We start from the raw sequence: 17,342 nt of genomic DNA on the forward strand, positions 1-17,342 counted from the left end.
GAGGGAGGATTCTCATCATGATGCAAACCGGTATTTTCACGGGCTATTTCCCGTACGCCCTTGAGGAAACGGCGCAGAAGATCCGCGCGCTTGGTTTCAACACGGTGCAGCTCGATATGCACTTCAAGGACATCGATCTCTCGGCGGGCCAGATCACCAAGGACAAGTGCGTAAAGATCCGCGAGACCTTTCGCGATCGCAATCTGCCGATTTCCTGCATTTCCGGCTACACCAACATCATCCACCCGGATAAGGCGGAGCGCGATCGCCGCGTCGGTTATCTCAAGGAAATCATCAAGCACGCCCAGTATCTCGGCACGCCCTATGTGATCTCGGAAACCGGCACCTACAACACGGAATCGGACTGGGTGCATCACCCCAAGAACAAGACCGAGGAAGGTTTTGAGGAGTGCCGCAAGGTCATCGCCGATCTCTCGCAATATGCCTATGATCACGGCGCGGTCTTCCTGCTCGAAACCTACGTCAACAACGTCGTCGGTTCCGTCGAGGAAACGGTGAAGATGTTCGCGCAGGTCGATCATCCGGGCCTCGGCCTGCTGATGGACCCGACCAATTACTTCGAGACCCACAACATCGACCGTATGGATCAGATCCTGAACCAAGTGTTTGACACGCTGTCCGACAAGATCAAGATCGGCCATGCCAAGGATGTGAAGCGGTCCGGCGACGACAAGTCGGAAAAACATGCCGACATCGGCGATGCGGATGCGCTCGAAAGCCACACGTTCCGTGGCGTCGGCGAAATCGAACTGCCGGCTCCCGGTCTCGGATCGCTGAATTACGATCTCTACCTCAAGCGTCTGGCGCAGAAGCATCCGAACATTCCGATGATCATCGAACATCTGGATGAAAGCGATGTGCCGCGCGCCAAGAAGTTCCTTGACGGAAAGCTGCGGGCGCAAGGCCTTTGACGACATCGCGGCCGGGCTCGCCTCGGCCGCTCCTTAGACAGCATGGCCTGCTTCCGGCAGGTGAGAAGGAACATGACGATGGTTGAACTTTACGGGGAAGCGAAGTCGCGGCGCGACCTCGCCGCCAGTGCAGGATCGTTTTCGCAATTTGCCGGCGTCCGGCTGATGACGCTTGGCGACGGGCTGGAGCGAGGCATTCGCCTGCTCGAGTTCAGGAGTGGCACGGGCCTGCGTTTTACGGTGCTGGTGGATCGCGCGCTCGATATCGCGGATTGCGACTATCGCGGCATGGCGATCGGCTGGCATTCCCCCTCCGGTTTCCGCCATCCGGGTCTGCATGAATATGAAAGCGAGGGCGGTCTCGGCTGGATGCGATCCTTCTCCGGCCTGATGATCACCTGCGGCCTCGACCATATCCTTTTCATGTATGACGAACCCGCCGATCACTATAACTACAAGCCGAAGCAGACTGTCAGTCACTCGATCCACGGCCGTATCGGCACCATTCCGGGCAAGCTCGATGGTTACGGGGAGCGGTGGGACGGTGACGAGTGTTATCTGTGGTGCGAAGGCACCGTCACGCAGGGCACGGTTTTCGGCGAACACCTGGAATTGAAACGCCGCATCGAGATCAAGGTCGGCACCAATGACATCCGTCTCTCGGACAGGGTCGTCAATCGCGGTTTTTACCGCACGCCGCATATGTATTGCTATCACATCAATGTCGGGCATCCGGTTTTGAGCGAAGGGTCGCGGTATCTTGCACCGCTCCGGGACGTCGTCTGGGCCGCCCATGCAGGCAACGATTACCGGAAGCAGAATGTCGGCTACCGCACCATGCCCGCGCCACAACTCGGCTTTCACGAGCAGGTCTGGCAACACGAGATGGCGGCAGACGCGAATGGCGAAGTTCCGGTCGCGCTCGTCAACGACCGCCTGGGCCTCGGTTTTGAAGTCGTGACGCGCAAGGACCAGTTTCCCTGCATGTACGAGTGGCAGAACCTGCAGGCCGGGCAATATGCGCTCGGCATCGAGCCCTCGACCAACCATGTGCTTGGTCACGGCGCGGCGCGCGATCGCGGCGAACTGATCTGGCTGGAGCACGGGGAGGAGCGCCGCTACGACACCACATTGCGTATTCTCGGCGATGCCGCCGCCATCGCGGCCAGCGAAGCACGAATCACGGCGATCGCGCGGCAGCCGGGCGAAGAGTATCCGGCCCCGTCCGGCAATCACGTTGCCCTTGGGGGCCGCTGATGAACGTCCAGATAACTGCCGTTGCAGAAGAAGGAAAATCCGCGATGTCCGTTGCCGGCAAAGTCATTCTCTATACCGGTGCCGCAGGCGGTCTCGGTGTCGAGACGACGCTCGCGTTTCTGAGGGCTGGCGCCCGGGTCGTGGCCATCGATAACGACCCGGCAAAGAATGCCACGCTCGAAGCAGCGGCCATTACGCAGGGCTTGAACGGGCTTGTTCTGGAGGCGCTTGATCTGTCGGATCTTGCCACGCTGCGCAGTTCGCTGGAAGAGCTCGCGCGGCAAGTCGGGGGCTTCGACGTCGTTATTAACAATGCTGCGATCTACCCGTCAAAACCGTTCGAAGACTATTCGATCGAGGAAATGCAGCGTGTCCAGCGCATCAATGTCGATGCAGGGATCGTCTGCGTGCAGGTCGCCTTGCCGCATATGCGTCAAAAAGGCTGGGGGCGCATCATCAACATCGCCAGCGTCACCGCCTTTGGCGGCTGGGCAAACCTTTCGCCCTATGTCCAGTCTAAAGGGGCGCTCATCGGTCTCGCCCGCGCCTGGGCACGCGAGTTCGGCGTTTATGGTATCACCGTCAACGCCGTCGCTCCCGGCGCATTCCCGACGGATGCGGAAAAGATCCACCCCGATCCCGAAGGATACACCCGCTTCGTGCTCGATCATCAGGCGGTCAAGCGCCGCGGCAGCGCCGCCGACATCGCTAATGTGCTGATGTTTCTGGCATCCGATGCGGCCGGGTTCATCACCGGCCAGACACTCAATGTCGACGGCGGCTGGGTGATGAACTAGCGCCATCGCCGAGAATGTGCCATTCGTCCGTCTCATTCGCCAACAGGGGAGCTCCGGGTGGCTCAGCAGGTCTATCTCGCCGTCGGTTCGCTCAACAGGGAAGCACCGTATTTTCAGGGAGCGCGCGGCGAAGGGCTGACCATACTCGCGTTTGACGAAACAACCCTGGAATACGAAAGGCTCGTCACCACGAACAGCGTCGATAACCCGACATTCCTCGCGGTTGATTCAGCGTCCGGTGTGGTCTACGCCAATTCCGAAGTTTTCGGCTGGCACGAAGGCACGGTGAGTGCCTTCCTCTTCTCTCGCGAGACGAACACGCTCGCCTATCTCGACAAGCAGCCGACGCTCGGCAGCATTGCCGCCCACAATATGGTGACGCGCGACCGGCGCTTCGTGCTTGTCGCCAATTACGCCATGGGCTCGGGCGGCCCGGACAAATCGGTCGCCGTGTTTCCGATCCTCGCCGATGGTGGTCTGGGCCCTGCCGTCTCATCGCTGCGGCTAGATGGCGAACTTGGCCCGGTTGTGGACCGGCAGGAGCGTCCACATGCGCATATGGTCACGGAGACTGCGGAAGGCGGCAGCTTTCTCATCGCTGACCTTGGTCTGGACCGTGTCGCGGAATACAGGCTGGAAGAAGATGGCGTCCTGTCGTTCGTCTCGGATGTCGCACTTCCCGCCGGCGCCGGCCCTCGGCACGTAGCGCAGCATGCAGACGGGCGCTTTGTTTATGTCTCGAACGAGCTTGGTTCGAGCGTCTCCTTCATATCGAGGAAACCGGGCGTGTTGACGGTTGAGCAGACCCTGCCGACCGTCCTGCCCGGCGTCGAATCCCACACCGCGGATATCCATCTATCCCCCGATGGCCGTTTTCTCTACTGTTCCAACAGAGGTGACGATAGCATCGCCTGCTTTATCGTGGATCAGGAGACTGGCATGCTGACCCTTCAGGAGATCGTCCCATCCGGCGGCGCGACGCCGCGAAATTTCGCGCTGTCTCCGAGTGGCCGACACCTAATGGTCGCAAACCAGAATGGCGATGCGATTGCCATCTTCAGGCGCAATGAAGAAACGGGCATTCTCACCGACAGCGGCAAGCGCATCGAAATCGGCACCCCTGTCTGCGTGAGGCCCTTCATCCTGTGACATCAGAGAAACACCCTCCGCGAAAAGGCCGTCGCAAGGGTGGCGGGGTGACGATGGCGGATGTCGCCGCTGCGGCCGGTGTCTCCATGCAGACCGTATCGCGGGCGCTGCGTTTTCCCGATACGGTGACGCCTGAAAACCGCAAGACAATCGATGATGCGATCCGCAAGACGCACTACGTCCACAATCTCGCGGCAAGCCATCTGGCGTCGCACAAGAGCAATACGGTCGCCGCCGTTATCCCGACGCTTTCGGCTTCGGTTTTCGCCGAGACCATCCAGCATTTCTCCGATGTGCTTCATCGGGAAGGTTACCAGATCTTCCTTGGAAATACCGACTACCAGTCGGATCGGGAAGAGGAGGTTATCCGCAGCCTGCTCGGCCGGCGGCCGGATGGCGTGTTTCTGATCGGGGCGCATCACACGCGCACGAGCATCGCGCTTTTGAAGCGTGCCGGCATTCCTGTGGTCGAAGGCTGGGATATGACGGACAAGCCGATAGACCGGCTCGTCGGCTTCTCCAATGCGGCGGCAATAGCCGAGATGGCCCGCCATCTTGCACGCTCCGGCAGAACCAACATTGTTTTCGCCGGCGTCCTGCGAAAAGGGGATAGTCGTGCCGCAGAACGTCGGGATGGTTTCTCCGAGGCCATGCAGGAGCTTTTCCCCGGCAAGACGCCACGCATCGTCATTTCGCGGGAACTTCCGCTGACCATGGCGTCGGGTGCCGATGTTCTGCGCAAGGCCCTTGCCCGGTATCCGGAGGCGGATGCGGTCATGTTTTCGTCCGACATCATCGCTTCGGGCGCATTGCAGGAAAGCATCCGCATCGGGCTGAAAGTCCCGGAACGGCTGGCAATCACCGGCTTCGGCGATTTCGAACTTGCGCGCCACCTGATCCCGTCCCTGACAACGGTGGCGGTACCCTCGGCCGAAATCGGCCGTGAAGCCGGGCGCCTGCTGCTTGAAGGCATGCGTGGCATCGAATCCGATGAGACGCTGATCGACATGGGCTTCAAGCTGATGATCCGCGATAGTGGCTGATCAGGCTTAAAAGTCCGGCCGATGCTCGAAATCCGTTAGGATTTCGCAGCCGGTCGCGGTTACCTGAAGCATATATTCCAGCCTTACGCCGCCGACATCCGGGTCGAGAGCGGTAGGTTCAACCATGATCACCATGTCCTCCTTCAGCGTCTCCCGCTCGTAAACGACGATGCGCGGCCATTCGTGGACACCGGTGCCGATCGAATGGCCGGAATGATGCGCATAGCTGTAACCATTGCTGTTAATGACGGCTTGAAGCGCCGCGTCGAGGTCGCCGATGACCAGGCCGGGCCGGATCGTCTCGATTGCAAGGTCAAGCGCCGAGCGTGCGCTCGAAAAAAGCTTTTGGAAACCTTCCGAAGCTTGCCCGATCATGGCGGAGGCGCAACTATCGCCCCAATAGCCCGCCACACGCGGCGCAAGATCGCAGATCAGTGGGTCGCCAGTCTCGATGATGCGGTTGTCGGGCCAGCCCATGAACCGGGAGGTGCGCTCCCGCCCGGAGATCAGATCGCCGGTCATCGGTAGGCGCACGCCTGCACGGGTTTCCATCGCCAGCCGGATCGCCGCAAAAACCTCAAGCTCGCGCATGCCGGCACGGGTGCTGGCCAGAAATGCCTTCTGTCCGGCGGATGCTGTCAGGGCCGCTTCGCGCAACAGGCCGATTTCGGTTGCTGTCTTGATGGCCCGTTGCCGGCGAAATGCCGGTTCGATTGGAAGCGCGACGCTCCCGTCAAGCAGGCTGGCGATCGACGCGGGTAAAGCGTGTCGTTCGACGGCAATGCGCCCACCGACGCCGAAACGGGCGAGGAGCGCTTTCGTTTCCGTCAGGTAGTTCTCGAAGATGTCGGTCGGCTCCTGGTAGGAGAAGCCTGTGTAGGTGACGATGGTATCTGCCCAGCTTGCCGTCTCCATCTCAAGGTTGGTGATGAGCAGGGCGGTTTCGCCGCTCGTGCCGACAATGCCGAGGCTGGGGCCACCTGCAAAGGGGGAAGGCCCCGCCTCGATGCCGCAGACATGGCCCAGTGCATAGGCGATACCATCCGGGCTGGTGAAGAGGCCCCAGTCGGCTCCCGATTCCTTGATGGCAGCGATGGTCTTAGCGAGCCGTTCCTCCATTGATACCTCCTCAGATTAGGTTGCGAATATGCTGATCGCGGCCATAGGCAGCGACAAGAGCCAGGATCAGAAGACCAAGCGCCGACTGGACGAGGGCTTCGGAAAGGCCGAGGCCAATCAGCAGCGTGCGCAATTCCACCAGCACGATGGCGCCCGCAACTGTGCCGGGGAAACCGCCGCGTCCGCCAATCAGCGCCGTGCCGCCAATTACGACAGCCGAGACCGTTTGGAAGAGATAAGGCGTGCCGACGGTGGCGCTGGAGGAGCCGGTGAAACCGAGAAGTAGAATCCCGGCGAATGCCGCAAACACCGCACTGAGAGCGAAAGTCGTCATCCACATGGAGACGGGCCGTACAAGAGCGAGTTCGGCCGCCTTCAGATTGGAGCCCAGAGCATAGAGGCGACGGCCATACACCGTTCGCTGCAGCACGAAAGAGCAGCCGAGCGTCAGCATCAGCGTGAACGGGATGAGCCAGGGGAAAGGCAATGGCCCGATCGTGCCGCCTAGTGACACGAACTCGTTGACGAAGGGCGGAGCCGACCCGGTCGGCAAGCCGCGCGTCCACATCTGCACGCCGGCCTGAACCAAGGTGCCGACACCGAGCGTGACGATCAACGGATGGATTGACAAGGCGGCCGACAGACCGCCGGAGATGGCGCCGATGCAGGCGGCAAGCACGATCACGATCAGCAACGCTACGAGAGCCGGCGTGCCGCTGCCGTAAAGGCTGGCGAAAACGACATTGGCAAAGCCGATGACGAAGGGGATCGACAGGTCGATACCGCCAAGGATCATGACCAGTGTTTGGCCGAGAGCGGCAATAGCGAGCAACGACGCCAAAATAAGCATGGCACGGACGGAAAACACGCTGCCGAAACCGGGAATGATCAGCGTGCCGAGCAGAAAAACCAGCACCACGCCAAGGAAGGCGATCAGGGCGCGATTCGATGTCAGGGAGGTTTTCATCGGCTTTCCATCCAGATTTGGAACCGTGCCTTAAGTTTTTCGGAGTTCAGGCAGACGGCCAGCACGAGCACGATGCCGTAGGCTGCCTGCAGCACGAACGTGGAGACGTTGAACGATGTCAGCATGTTCTGCAGCAGGAAGATATCCGCTGCGCCGATAAACGCCGCCGCTAGTCCACCGATGCCGCCGGCAAGGCTGACGCCACCCAGAGCCGCAGCCGCAACGGCGATAAGCGTATAGCCCGGCCCGATATTGGGATCTCCCGAACCGATCAGTGCCGTCAGCGCCAAGGCCGCCATGCCGGCGATCAGGCCGCCGAAGACATATGAGAGGAAACGCACGGCCGGCACATTGACGCCGGCCGTATAGGCGGTGCGGTCGTCACTGCCCACGGCCATCAAAAGGTCATAGAGCGGCAGCCGCTTGAACAGGAGCCAGGCGACGATGATCAGGCTGACGGGAATAAAGGACAGCGGCCCTGCAAAATCCGCGAGCCACGAGGGCACGCTGCCGGAAGGCGAGGGCAGGATCGACAGGGCAAGACCACTGTAGATCAGATAGGTCGCCAGCGTCGCGACGATCGGCTGGATGCGCAGGACGGCCGCGAGAAATCCGTTGATCACGCCCGACGTAATCCCCAGCAGCAAGGCGGCAGGGATGATGACCCACGGCGAAGAAATGCCGGCATCGCCCATCAAAACCTTGATGATGATCACGTTGATGAGCCCCATCAAGGGGCCGACAGAAACATCGATCGAACCGCGCCCGGCCAGAAATGGCAAGGTGGTCGCCAGCGTCGCCAAGAGCAAAGGCGCCGCAAGCCCGAGGACCGTCAGCCAGTTGCCTGGCGAAAAGCGCACCGGATTGAGAACGACGTTGATCACGATGAGGACGACGAACAGGATCGCCGCAAGCCGCGTTTCGTTTCTCGCCCAGAAAGCAGGTTTGCTTGAGGTCTTGGGGGCGGTACTCATGGATGGCCTCCTTCCTGCCCGAACATGGCTGCCATCACGCGGTCCATCGTCATTGATGTGCGATCGAGAACGCTGCTGCACTGGAAATCCCGAAAGATCGAAACGGTGTGGCAGAGCTGGAGGATTTCCTCGATCTCGCTCGACAGGATGACGAGCGCGATACCGTTTTCCGCAGCCAGCTTGCGAAATGCTTCGTAAAACTTGAGGCGCGTGTTGAGATCAACCCCTCGGGTGGGGTCGTTGAGCAGCATCACGCGGGGTTTCAGGGCAAGCAGCCGGGCAAGCAAGACCTTCTGCTGGTTGCCGCCGCTCAGCGCCGAGATCGAAGCATCTGCCGAGGGGTAACGGATCGACAGGAAGTCGGTGTAAGACGAAAGCTCCTGTTTCAGGCGTTTGCGATCGAGAATGCCCGCAAACGAGAACCGCGGCATGGACGGGATCGCGAAATTGTCGAGGACGGATAGCACCGGAAAGATGCCGGTGGCCCGCCGGTCGCGCGGCAGGTAGACAACGCCGTTGCGCGCAGCCTCGTAATGGTCTTTGTACCTGGCTGAACCTGCCGTGCCGCCTTCGACGGTGACAGAGCCATCGCGTGAGCGGCCGAGACCTGCCAAAGCCAGCAGGAACTGTTCCTGACCATGGCCTTCGAGGCCTGCAACGCCGGCGATCTCGCCTGCGCGGATAACGCCGGATAGCGGCTTTCTGCCGGCCGAGAGCACAAGATTGTCGTAGCGCAGAACGATGTTCTCATCCGACATGCAGTGCGGCCTCCGGAGCCATGAGTTTGAGGAGGCGCGGAGCAGTGATGTCGTCACGTTCGAGCGTCTCGATAACCTTTCCGCTGCGAAGGACCGTGACGCGGTTCGACAGGCGGCGGACCTCTTCGAGGCGATGGGAAATGAAGATGACGATGTTGCCGGCGCCGGCATAATCCTCGATGGCATCGAAGACGAGATCTCGGTCGGCGTAGTCGAGCGCCGCCGTTGCTTCATCGAGCAGCAGGATCGACGGCAGGCGCAAAAACGCACGCGCCAGCACGACGAGCTGCTGGCTCGCGAGCGGCAACTCACCAGCGGCTGCGTAAAGCGGGATGGGGAAACGTGAAATCTGCGCCAGCAGGGCTTCGGCAAGGGCCGCGCGCTTCGCCTTCGGAATGCGCCAGATCAGAGGGCCATCATAGCCGAGAAAGATGTTTTCCAGCACGGTGCGGTGCGGTGCGATCAGCACCTCCTGGAACACTGTGGAAAGACCGAGATCGTGCATGTCGCGCGGGCTGTGGGGCGTGACCGGGCGATCGTTCAGCAACACGCTACCCTCGGTCTGCGTGACCACGCCGGACAGGATTTTCAGCATAGTGCTCTTGCCGGAGCCGTTTTCGCCGAGAATGGTGTGAATTCCCGGACGGAAATCGACGGAGGCATCGCTGAGAGCCAGTGTTTCGCCGTATCGCTTGGTCAGGCCAACGGTCTTCAGTCCGACCGGTTCTGTCCGCAGCGGAGGAAATGCGCCACTGTTGTCTATCACGACGCGATGGATGCGCGACGGGCCAGCCGTCTTTTCACCCTGCGTCTTTGTCATCTCATGCATTCATGTCAGCCTTCTGGCGGGCGCATCGATCGATGAGCCGCTGCCGAAGATCGGCAGCGGTCGTTTCCGTTCGGGTTACTTGGTGCAGGACGCCGGAACCTTGGAGAAGTCATAAAGCGGAGTTGCTTCGCCGTTGGTGAAGTAGGCGTTCAACAGGTCTTCCTGGAACGGATCCTGCGGCGGGATCGGGAAGATCGCGGCGGAGTCCGGCTTCATGCAGTCCTTGTACCATGTCGGCAGATCGGCCTGCGTAATGGTCGGCATCGGAGCGATGATTGTGTTGACGATCGGCTTCTGGCCGCTGACGACGCGAAGAGCGACACGGAAGGCATTCTGTGCGGCGACGTGAGGCGAAACTTCGCCGCCGTAGAACTTGAACGCCTCCTGGTTCTCGTGCCAGTAGCCCAGCGCATCGCCGGAGATGGAGGCTGCGATCAGCGGCAGAGGCCTGCCAGCCTGCTGGAACGCTTCGGCAATGAAGCGGGCTTCCGAGCCGGTTGACCATACGGCATCGATCTGCTGCGGCGTCGTGGCGAGCGCCTGCAGAACAGCCGATTTCGTCGTGGTGCCCGTCCATTCGCCGCTGACCTTGCGGGCGACCGTCAGGTTGCCGCTTTCGGCAACGGCCTTCTCCAGTCCGGCATTTTCCTGCTGGACCAGCGGATGGCCGGAGATGCCTTCGACCTGCAGGATGGTGCCGCCGTTGGGCAGTGCCTGCGCGATGCCCTTGCCCATCTGGTATCCCCAAAGGTTCTGGTTATGCATCACGTTGATGGCGGTCGGGGTCGTGACCGCGCCGGCTGACGTGATGACCGGAATGCCGGCCTTGTAGGCATCCTCGATGACGGTATTGAGCGCTGTCGAGGAGCCCGCGATGGTCGTGATGACCGAGCAACCCGTTTCGATAAACGAGCGGATCTGCGAGATCTGTTGCGTGGTATCGCCGTTGGAGTCTGAAACGATGAATTCCGAGACGTCGCCGGCTTCCTTGGCGTCGTTGACGAGACGGGCGAGTTCGTCGTTGAAGGTCACGCGCCACGGATTGCCCATGTAGGATTCCGAATGGCACCAGCGCCATGGCTTGGCCGGCGCCTTGAAGTCGGCAAACTGCGCGGGGCCGACATCGACGGCTTCCGTATAAAGGGCGCGCGCATTCTCCGGCAGCGCCTGCATCGCGTCGGAACGGGCGTCTGCATAGGCCGGAAACGCGGTAGATGAAAGCAGGGCAGCCGCAAGCAGGGTCAGGCCGGGGCCGGATTCAAGTCTGTTCATGGATTTTCTCCTCCGCGGCCTCCCGTGCCGCTCTGGTTTACTAGTGAATTTCTTATTCATCAGGATCGCGATGGTCAACGTAAAAGTTAGCGCTAACCCATAAATCACGTGAATCACGCCAAAAGGCTTCGTAGTGCCGCAATGCAGCAACAGAATGATTAGCGCTCACTCTGGACAAATCGAATTTTGTCGATATGTTCGCGGCCAACGTGAACGGACATTCGAAGGACGATTTCTATGGGTATCTTGTCGGGTATCAGGGTGTTGGACTGCTCAATTGCCATGGCCGGCCCCTTTGCAGCCCAAAGGCTCGGGGATCTCGGCGCAGACGTGATCAAGGTCGAGCCGACAACCGGAGAATGGCAGCGCCATGTCGCGGCCGGCGGTGCAACAGGCAATCGCGTGAACGTCTCCTTCCTCTCGCTGAACCGGAACAAGCGCTCACTTGCCGTCGATCTGAAATCCGAGGGCGGCAAGCAAGTCCTGCTCGATCTGGTGAAATCGGCCGACGTCTTCCTGCAGAACTACCGTCCCGGCGTCGCAAAGCGTCTTGGCGTCGATTACGAAAGCCTCTCAAAGATCAACCCGCGTCTGATCTACGTGTCCATGTCCGGTTACGGCGAGGATGGTCCGTATGTAAACCGTCCGGGACAGGATCTCGTGCTGCAGGGCCTGTCCGGCGCGATGCTGTCGGCGGGACGCGAGGGTGAGGCGCCAACGGCTGCGGGCCAGTACCTGGTTGATGCGATCACGGCATACACCGCCTTCGAAGGCGCGCTTGCCGCCCTGTTCCACCGTGAGCGTACCGGCGAAGGACAGCTCGTGCAGGTCAACATGCTGGATGCGATCACCACGATCCAGATGCAGGAACTCTCGGTCTTCACGGTCGGCAAGAAGCTGCAGCAGCGCTCTGCCGAGCCGCATGCCCATGTCTACATCCGCGCGCCTTACGGGGCATTCGCGACCAGCGACGGCTTCATCATCGTCGCGTTCCCGAAGCTGAAGACGCTCGGCGAGGTTATCGGCGAAGACAGCTTCCTGACGATGGACGACGAGATCGATACCTGGAAGCGGCGCGATGAAATCTTCGCCAAGACCCGCGACAGGCTGAAGGTCAAGACATCGGCCGAATGGCTGGAATTGCTGCGGGCAGCCGATATCTGGTGCGGCCCGGTCTATGGTTACGCCGACCTCGTTGAAGACGAGCAGGTGAGACACAACGGCACCTTCGTCGAATACGAGCATCCGACGGAAGGCAAGGTGAAGACGCCCGGTTTCCCGATCAAGTTCTCAAAGACGCCTTCCACCGTCGAGCGCGGTGCGCCTGTCACTGGCCAGCACACGGAAGAGGTGTTGCGGGAGGCCGGTTACGACGAAGCGACGATTTCATCGCTGATCGCAGCCGGCGCCATCGCCAAGGGAAGTCTCTGATCATGACGACGATCAAGGCACTGACCTGGGACCACCCGCGCGGCTACACCGCGCTTGCCGCCGCTGCAAGGCGCGAGGATGTGATCGCCGCCGGTCTGGATATCCAGTGGGACAAGCAGCCGCTCGAAGGTTTCGAATCCCATCCGATCGCCGATCTTTGTGCCCGCTACGACCTCGTCGTGCTCGACCATCCGCATGTCGGCGAAGCCGTCGGCGGCGATTGCCTGCGCTCGCTCGAAAGCGTTTTCGGCGAGGATGTCTTGCAGACGCTCAGTGTCGACAGCATCGGGCCGTCGCTGTCGAGCTATCGGTACGCCGGACAACATTGGGCGCTTCCGCTCGATGCCGCGACCCAGGTTATGGCGCTGCGCGCCGATCATGTTGAGGGTGGCGCACCGGAAACCTGGGATGCCGTACTCGATCTTTCGCGCCAGACCGGCAAGGTGGCGCTGTCGCTGGCCGGGCCGCATGCGGCGCTGAGCTTCCTGTCGATCGCAGCCGCTTTCGGCGAGCCACCGGCCGAGGCCGATCCGGACGTGCTGGTTTCCGCAGACACGGGCCGGGCTGTCTATGCGCTCATGGCCGAGCTTGCCTCCCATAGCCCTCGCTCGGTCCTTGCCAAAAATCCGATCGGTATTCTCGGGCATATGGCGCAGGAGAGCGATGTCGTTCTTTGCCCGCTCGTCTACGGGTACGTGAATTATGCGGCGCCGGTGGAAGGACAGGCCATCACGTTTGCAAATGCGCCGCGCCGCATCGCAGGCGGCCGTCCGGGCTCGACGCTCGGCGGAACCGGCATCGGCATCTCCAGGCGTTGCGAGCCGACGCCGGAACTGAAGGCGCATCTGCTCTGGCTGATGGGCCGAGAAGCGCAGATCGGGTTCATTCCCGCTCATGAGGGGCAGCCGTCACGCCGCGAAGCGTGGCACGATGTCGGCGTGAATGCCCGCTGGGGCAGCTTTTACGAAAACACCGCCGTCACCCTGGAGCAGGCGTATGTGCGGCCGCGCCATGATGGCTACATCGCCTTTCAAAGCAAGGCGTCGGCGCTTTTACGCGAGGCGTTCGAAACCCGGGCCGATGCGTCCAGCGTGCTGAACCGCCTGCAGGACCTCTATCAGGCCCACCGTCGGGCCGGCGAAGAGCGATAGGAGAAGATCATGACGGAAGAGATCACATTCGAGGTGGATGGCGCGATCGCGACGATCACCTTGAACCGCCCGGCCAAGCTTAATGCTGTGACGCCGGAGATGGCGGATGCCATCGTCGCGGCAGTCAAGGAATGTAACGACAGCGACACGATCCGCTGCGTCATTCTGACGGGAGCAGGGGAGCGCGCGTTTTGCGCCGGCTCCGATATCCGCGAACTCGATACCTATGAGACGCCGTGGCAATTTCGCAATCGGCCGGACTATTGCGACGCTTTTCATGCGTCGCTGAAGCCGACGATCGCCGCCGTGAACGGCTACGCATTTGGCGGAGGCCTTGAAACGGCCATGGCCTGCGATATCCGCATCGCCTCTGAAAACGCGCAGTTCGCGGCCCCGGAGATCAAGCTCGGCTGGATCGGCGGCGGCGGCATGGCGGCGGGGCTCGCCCACTCTATCGGCATGTCAAATGCCGCGATGATGATCATGACCGGGGATCCGATCTCTGCCGAAAAGGCGCTGCAGTGGGGCCTCGTCAGCGAAGTCGTGGGGATTGAGGAGCTTCTGCCGCGCGCCCGTGCCATCGCCGAGACGATTGCCGCCCGGGCGCCTATCGCAGCGGAAACAGCCAAGCTCAATCTTAAAGCCGCCGTCTCGATGCCGCATGACAAGGCCGTCGAATACGAACGGGATCTCCAGACGATATGCTTTGCGACCGCGGATGCGAGGGAGGGTCGCCAGGCCTTCAAGGAAAAGCGTCCACCAGTCTTCCTTCGACGTTAAGCGTGAGCATGACCGCGAGGATCGACCTGTTGGTACGCTCGACCGCGAAGACATGACCCAAGACAAGATATTGATACCGGCTTTCAGGGAGAATTGATGAAGATGAGCGGAATTTCGAGTTTTGAGACGGGGACTTTCGTCGGACGCGTTTGGTCTGCGGAGGCAAAGGGCCCGGTCGTAGTTACGATCCGCGACGGCCGTGTCTATGACATTACCTCCCAGGAAAACGCGACGATACGTGATCTGCTCGAGCGCGAAAATCCGGCATTCTTTGTACGCGGCATGAAAGGTGCGGATATTGGTTCGCTCGAAGAGATGCTGGCCATCCGCGAAGCAGACCTTTCCCAATCGCATCTTCTTGCTCCCATCGATCTTCAGGCGATCAAGGCTTGTGGCGTTACTTTCGCCCGGTCGATGATCGAGCGCGTGATCGAAGAGCGCGCCGCTGGAAGTCCGCAGCGGGCTGCGGAAATCCGGGGAAAGATCTCGCAGATCATTGGTGCGAGCCTTCGCGACCTGAAAGCGGGTTCCGAAGCTGCCCAGAAGGTCAAGGCAGCCCTGATCGAGGAAGGATTGTGGTCGCAGTACCTTGAAGTCGGTATCGGCCCGGACGCTGAGGTCTTCACCAAGTCGCAGGTGATGTCGTCGGTCGGAGTCGGTGCTGCAGTCGGGCTTCACCCTATTTCTAAATGGAACAATCCCGAGCCGGAGATCGTACTTGCGGTTGACAGCCAAGGCCAGGTAAAGGGCGCGACGCTCGGCAACGATGTTAATCTTCGCGACGTGGAAGGACGCTCTGCGCTTCTACTGGGCAAAGCCAAGGACAACAATGCGTCCTGCTCGATCGGCCCCTTCATACGTCTGTTCGACGACACGTATTCGATCAATGACGTTCGCAATGCAGAACTCGACCTCGTCGTCGAGGGCGAGGATGGGTTCGTGCTGCGTGGCAAGAGCTCGATGAAGGAAATCAGCCGCGATCCTCTCGATCTGGTGGCGCAGACGCGTGGCCGGCATCATCAATATCCGGATGGCTTCGTGCTTTTCCTGGGCACGCTTTTCGCCCCGGTTGAAGACCGCAATGCTCTTGGGCAGGGGTTTACGCATAACGTGGGCGACGTGGTGACGATCTCGAACAGCCAGTTAGGTGCTCTCGTCAATCAGGTCAAACTTTCCACCGAATGCCCGCCGTGGGTTTTTGGAGCATCACATCTGATGCGAAACTTGGCGGTTCGTCGGTTGATTTAAATTTTCCGATGCAGCGACGGTTGGAAATGAGCGGGGGTAGCTCTGCCGCAGTGAAGTATTCGGGCGCGAATACCCAGTCGAGTTCCATAATTCTGTTATGTCGACCGTTTAACGATGTTAACGCTTTACCCGGAAGCAGGGGTCGTGAGTTCGTATCCCTTCACACCAGGATTTTTGTCAATTGTTCATTCAAGTGGCATCGAATTTCTCCTTTGTAGGCGGATCCAAGGTCTGAGCCCATAGCAATTACCGGCCCGGTTCTCGGGCCTATACAACCTCACATCCGGTCGCCGCTCTCACGCGGCTGCACCATTATCCCGCTTTCGACCGGCACGGGCTCATGAGAACGGGACCAAACTCAAGGTCGGCGTTGAAAGCCAAAAGGATTCCCGGTCCGTTCACCTGAATCCGTCAGGGCTGATCAGGCCCTGGGGATTAGAAACTGTGTTTCGCAGCAGTTTGTCTTTCAGGCGGTTTTCATGATTGCACCTTCGATGACGCCGCCCGAGCTCACATACTTCCAAAGGGCCACGAGCAGTTTACGCGCGAGCGCAACGATCATCGGCGTCTTTAAGCGGCCGGCGTTCCGCGCGATGCGTTCCTTCAACCATAGCGTTAAAGTCGATCTCGGTTGGTGGCGCAGCCATAGCCAGGCGAGGTTGGACCATCGTTGCCCGCAATCGCGGATTTCCCGCTTTCCAGACCCCTTGTTCGCGATTGACGTTGCCGCTTTGTCAAGGGGAGGGCGCAAGGCCGGCATAGGATGCGATTTGCCGCCGATTGTCGAAGTGTCGGAACAAGCCTTCCGTGTAAAGTATCGCAGCGAACTCTGGGCTTATTCCTTTGATGCCTAAAAGCGCGGTCGCCTCTTTCGGCGTTTCCGGCGTCTCCTGAACGATCAAGGCATCTCGCTCGGCTTCAACAGCCTTGATTGTGTGAGCAACAATTCGAGGCGATCGAGTTCTCTGCAGATTTCCCCTTTCAAATGCTTTGAGAGTGGCCGACCAACGCCAGTCCGAAGTTCTTCCAGACGTTGGCGGCGATCTCGATTGACAGGTTGGTAATTCCGAATTCCTTGCGTGAAGAGCAGCCCCTTTATGCGGTTGATGTGGAAGACACGTTCCGCAATCAGAGTTTTCCGCTCCCGTCTAATCCGTCGATTGTCGTCTTCCTCGGGTGAGAGAAGTTTGACCATTGAGCACGCGCGAGGCTCGCCACGTTTGCATGCCATCAATGCGCCGATCAGCGTTTCGCCGTCGATGCGGTCGGTCTTCGCCCGGCGATGCCGGCGCGGCATGGCAATTGATGCGGCTTCTACAATGTGGCTCTCGATCCAAGCTTCCTTGCAGAGCACTCGTCCCAGCCAGAAGGCATCCAGCCCGGCCTCCTGGATCACTACCAGTGGGTAAAGTATGTTCTTTCGCCGAGTGGCTTTCTGACGAAGCGCTGCAAAGCATGCGAACAAGCCGGCAATCTCCCTTCCGGTAAAGGAGTGGCGGGACATTCTTTCGCTGCCAGGTGACAGAGCTGTCACCAGCCACGTCGATTCACTCAATTCCAACGAAACGAATATTGCGCCAAGATCGACGGGGGTAGTGGTCTGCGCTTGAGTTTGATCTGCTGTTATCGGCGTGA

The 17,342-nt window shown here is 60.3% G+C and carries 15 protein-coding genes and 1 pseudogene; 9 read left to right on the plus strand and 7 right to left on the minus strand.

Annotated elements, in window-relative coordinates; translation table 11 throughout:
* The first annotated feature begins 17 nt into the window (after nucleotides 1–17).
* The 5 genes from ACSQ3J_RS23595 (at nucleotide 18) to ACSQ3J_RS23615 (ending at nucleotide 5,178) form a co-directional block, all read left to right on the plus strand.
* Nucleotides 18–932: a sugar phosphate isomerase/epimerase family protein gene (locus tag ACSQ3J_RS23595; protein WP_060501601.1), complete on the plus strand. Its 915-nt coding sequence runs from the start codon at nucleotides 18–20 to the stop codon at nucleotides 930–932.
* Nucleotides 933–1,010: 78 nt separating this feature from the next.
* On the plus strand, nucleotides 1,011–2,189 hold the full coding sequence (locus tag ACSQ3J_RS23600; RefSeq protein ID WP_436040532.1) for an aldose 1-epimerase family protein: 1,179 nt from the start codon (nucleotides 1,011–1,013) through the stop codon (nucleotides 2,187–2,189).
* Entirely contained in the window at nucleotides 2,189–2,986 is a 798-nt protein-coding gene (locus ACSQ3J_RS23605) for an SDR family NAD(P)-dependent oxidoreductase (RefSeq protein WP_060501603.1), read from the plus strand. The genes ACSQ3J_RS23600 and ACSQ3J_RS23605 overlap by 1 nt, the downstream gene beginning before the upstream one ends.
* A 57-nt stretch (nucleotides 2,987–3,043) precedes the next feature.
* Nucleotides 3,044–4,135, plus strand: a complete 1,092-nt coding sequence (locus tag ACSQ3J_RS23610; RefSeq protein WP_060501604.1) for a lactonase family protein — start codon at nucleotides 3,044–3,046, stop codon at nucleotides 4,133–4,135.
* Nucleotides 4,136–4,188: 53 nt separating this feature from the next.
* Nucleotides 4,189–5,178 (plus strand): LacI family DNA-binding transcriptional regulator, encoded by a 990-nt coding sequence (locus ACSQ3J_RS23615; RefSeq protein ID WP_112834712.1) that lies wholly within the window; start codon nucleotides 4,189–4,191, stop codon nucleotides 5,176–5,178.
* Nucleotides 5,179–5,184: 6 nt separating this feature from the next.
* On the opposite strand, the gene ACSQ3J_RS23620 is transcribed toward ACSQ3J_RS23615, so the two are convergent.
* From ACSQ3J_RS23620 to ACSQ3J_RS23645, 6 genes are all read right to left on the minus strand, one after another.
* Nucleotides 5,185–6,297, minus strand: coding sequence for a M24 family metallopeptidase (locus ACSQ3J_RS23620; protein WP_060501608.1), 1,113 nt, complete (start codon nucleotides 6,295–6,297; stop codon nucleotides 5,185–5,187).
* A 10-nt stretch (nucleotides 6,298–6,307) separates the two neighbouring features.
* Nucleotides 6,308–7,264: an ABC transporter permease gene (locus ACSQ3J_RS23625; RefSeq protein WP_060501610.1), complete on the minus strand. Its 957-nt coding sequence runs from the start codon at nucleotides 7,262–7,264 to the stop codon at nucleotides 6,308–6,310.
* Entirely contained in the window at nucleotides 7,261–8,238 is a 978-nt protein-coding gene (locus ACSQ3J_RS23630; protein ID WP_082511927.1) for an ABC transporter permease, read from the minus strand. The genes ACSQ3J_RS23625 and ACSQ3J_RS23630 overlap by 4 nt, the downstream gene beginning before the upstream one ends.
* Entirely contained in the window at nucleotides 8,235–8,996 is a 762-nt protein-coding gene (locus ACSQ3J_RS23635) for an ATP-binding cassette domain-containing protein (protein ID WP_436040465.1), read from the minus strand. Before ACSQ3J_RS23635 ends, ACSQ3J_RS23630 begins: the two co-directional genes overlap by 4 nt.
* Nucleotides 8,986–9,816 carry an ATP-binding cassette domain-containing protein gene (locus ACSQ3J_RS23640; protein WP_082511938.1) on the minus strand — a complete coding sequence of 277 codons (831 nt, stop codon included), beginning with the start codon at nucleotides 9,814–9,816 and terminating at the stop codon, nucleotides 8,986–8,988. The genes ACSQ3J_RS23635 and ACSQ3J_RS23640 overlap by 11 nt, the downstream gene beginning before the upstream one ends.
* A gap of 84 nt (nucleotides 9,817–9,900) precedes the next feature.
* A complete protein-coding gene (locus ACSQ3J_RS23645; RefSeq protein WP_060501615.1) occupies nucleotides 9,901–11,097 on the minus strand; it encodes a substrate-binding domain-containing protein in 1,197 nt (398 codons plus the stop codon).
* A gap of 237 nt (nucleotides 11,098–11,334) precedes the next feature.
* On the opposite strand from ACSQ3J_RS23645, the gene ACSQ3J_RS23650 reads away from it, so the two are divergent.
* The 4 genes from ACSQ3J_RS23650 to ACSQ3J_RS23665 all read left to right on the plus strand — a co-directional run bounded on the left by ACSQ3J_RS23650 (nucleotide 11,335) and on the right by ACSQ3J_RS23665 (nucleotide 15,707).
* The gene (locus ACSQ3J_RS23650) at nucleotides 11,335–12,528 is read left to right on the plus strand and encodes a CaiB/BaiF CoA transferase family protein (RefSeq protein ID WP_436040466.1); all 1,194 of its coding nucleotides are present in this window, start codon (nucleotides 11,335–11,337) and stop codon (nucleotides 12,526–12,528) included.
* A 2-nt stretch (nucleotides 12,529–12,530) separates the two neighbouring features.
* Nucleotides 12,531–13,679: a hypothetical protein gene (locus tag ACSQ3J_RS23655; protein WP_060501619.1), complete on the plus strand. Its 1,149-nt coding sequence runs from the start codon at nucleotides 12,531–12,533 to the stop codon at nucleotides 13,677–13,679.
* A 9-nt stretch (nucleotides 13,680–13,688) separates the two neighbouring features.
* A complete protein-coding gene (locus ACSQ3J_RS23660) occupies nucleotides 13,689–14,459 on the plus strand; it encodes an enoyl-CoA hydratase/isomerase family protein (protein ID WP_436040467.1) in 771 nt (256 codons plus the stop codon).
* A gap of 96 nt (nucleotides 14,460–14,555) precedes the next feature.
* Nucleotides 14,556–15,707: a fumarylacetoacetate hydrolase family protein gene (locus ACSQ3J_RS23665; protein ID WP_436040468.1), complete on the plus strand. Its 1,152-nt coding sequence runs from the start codon at nucleotides 14,556–14,558 to the stop codon at nucleotides 15,705–15,707.
* Between the two features lie 466 nt (nucleotides 15,708–16,173).
* Here ACSQ3J_RS23665 and ACSQ3J_RS23670 read toward each other — a convergent pair.
* Nucleotides 16,174–17,334 (minus strand): annotated as a pseudogene (locus ACSQ3J_RS23670) (IS110 family transposase).
* Nucleotides 17,335–17,342 lie beyond the last annotated feature (8 nt).

The organism is Rhizobium sp. LjRoot98 (assembly GCF_964252935.1).
In the GTDB taxonomy this organism is placed as follows: domain Bacteria; phylum Pseudomonadota; class Alphaproteobacteria; order Rhizobiales; family Rhizobiaceae; genus Pararhizobium.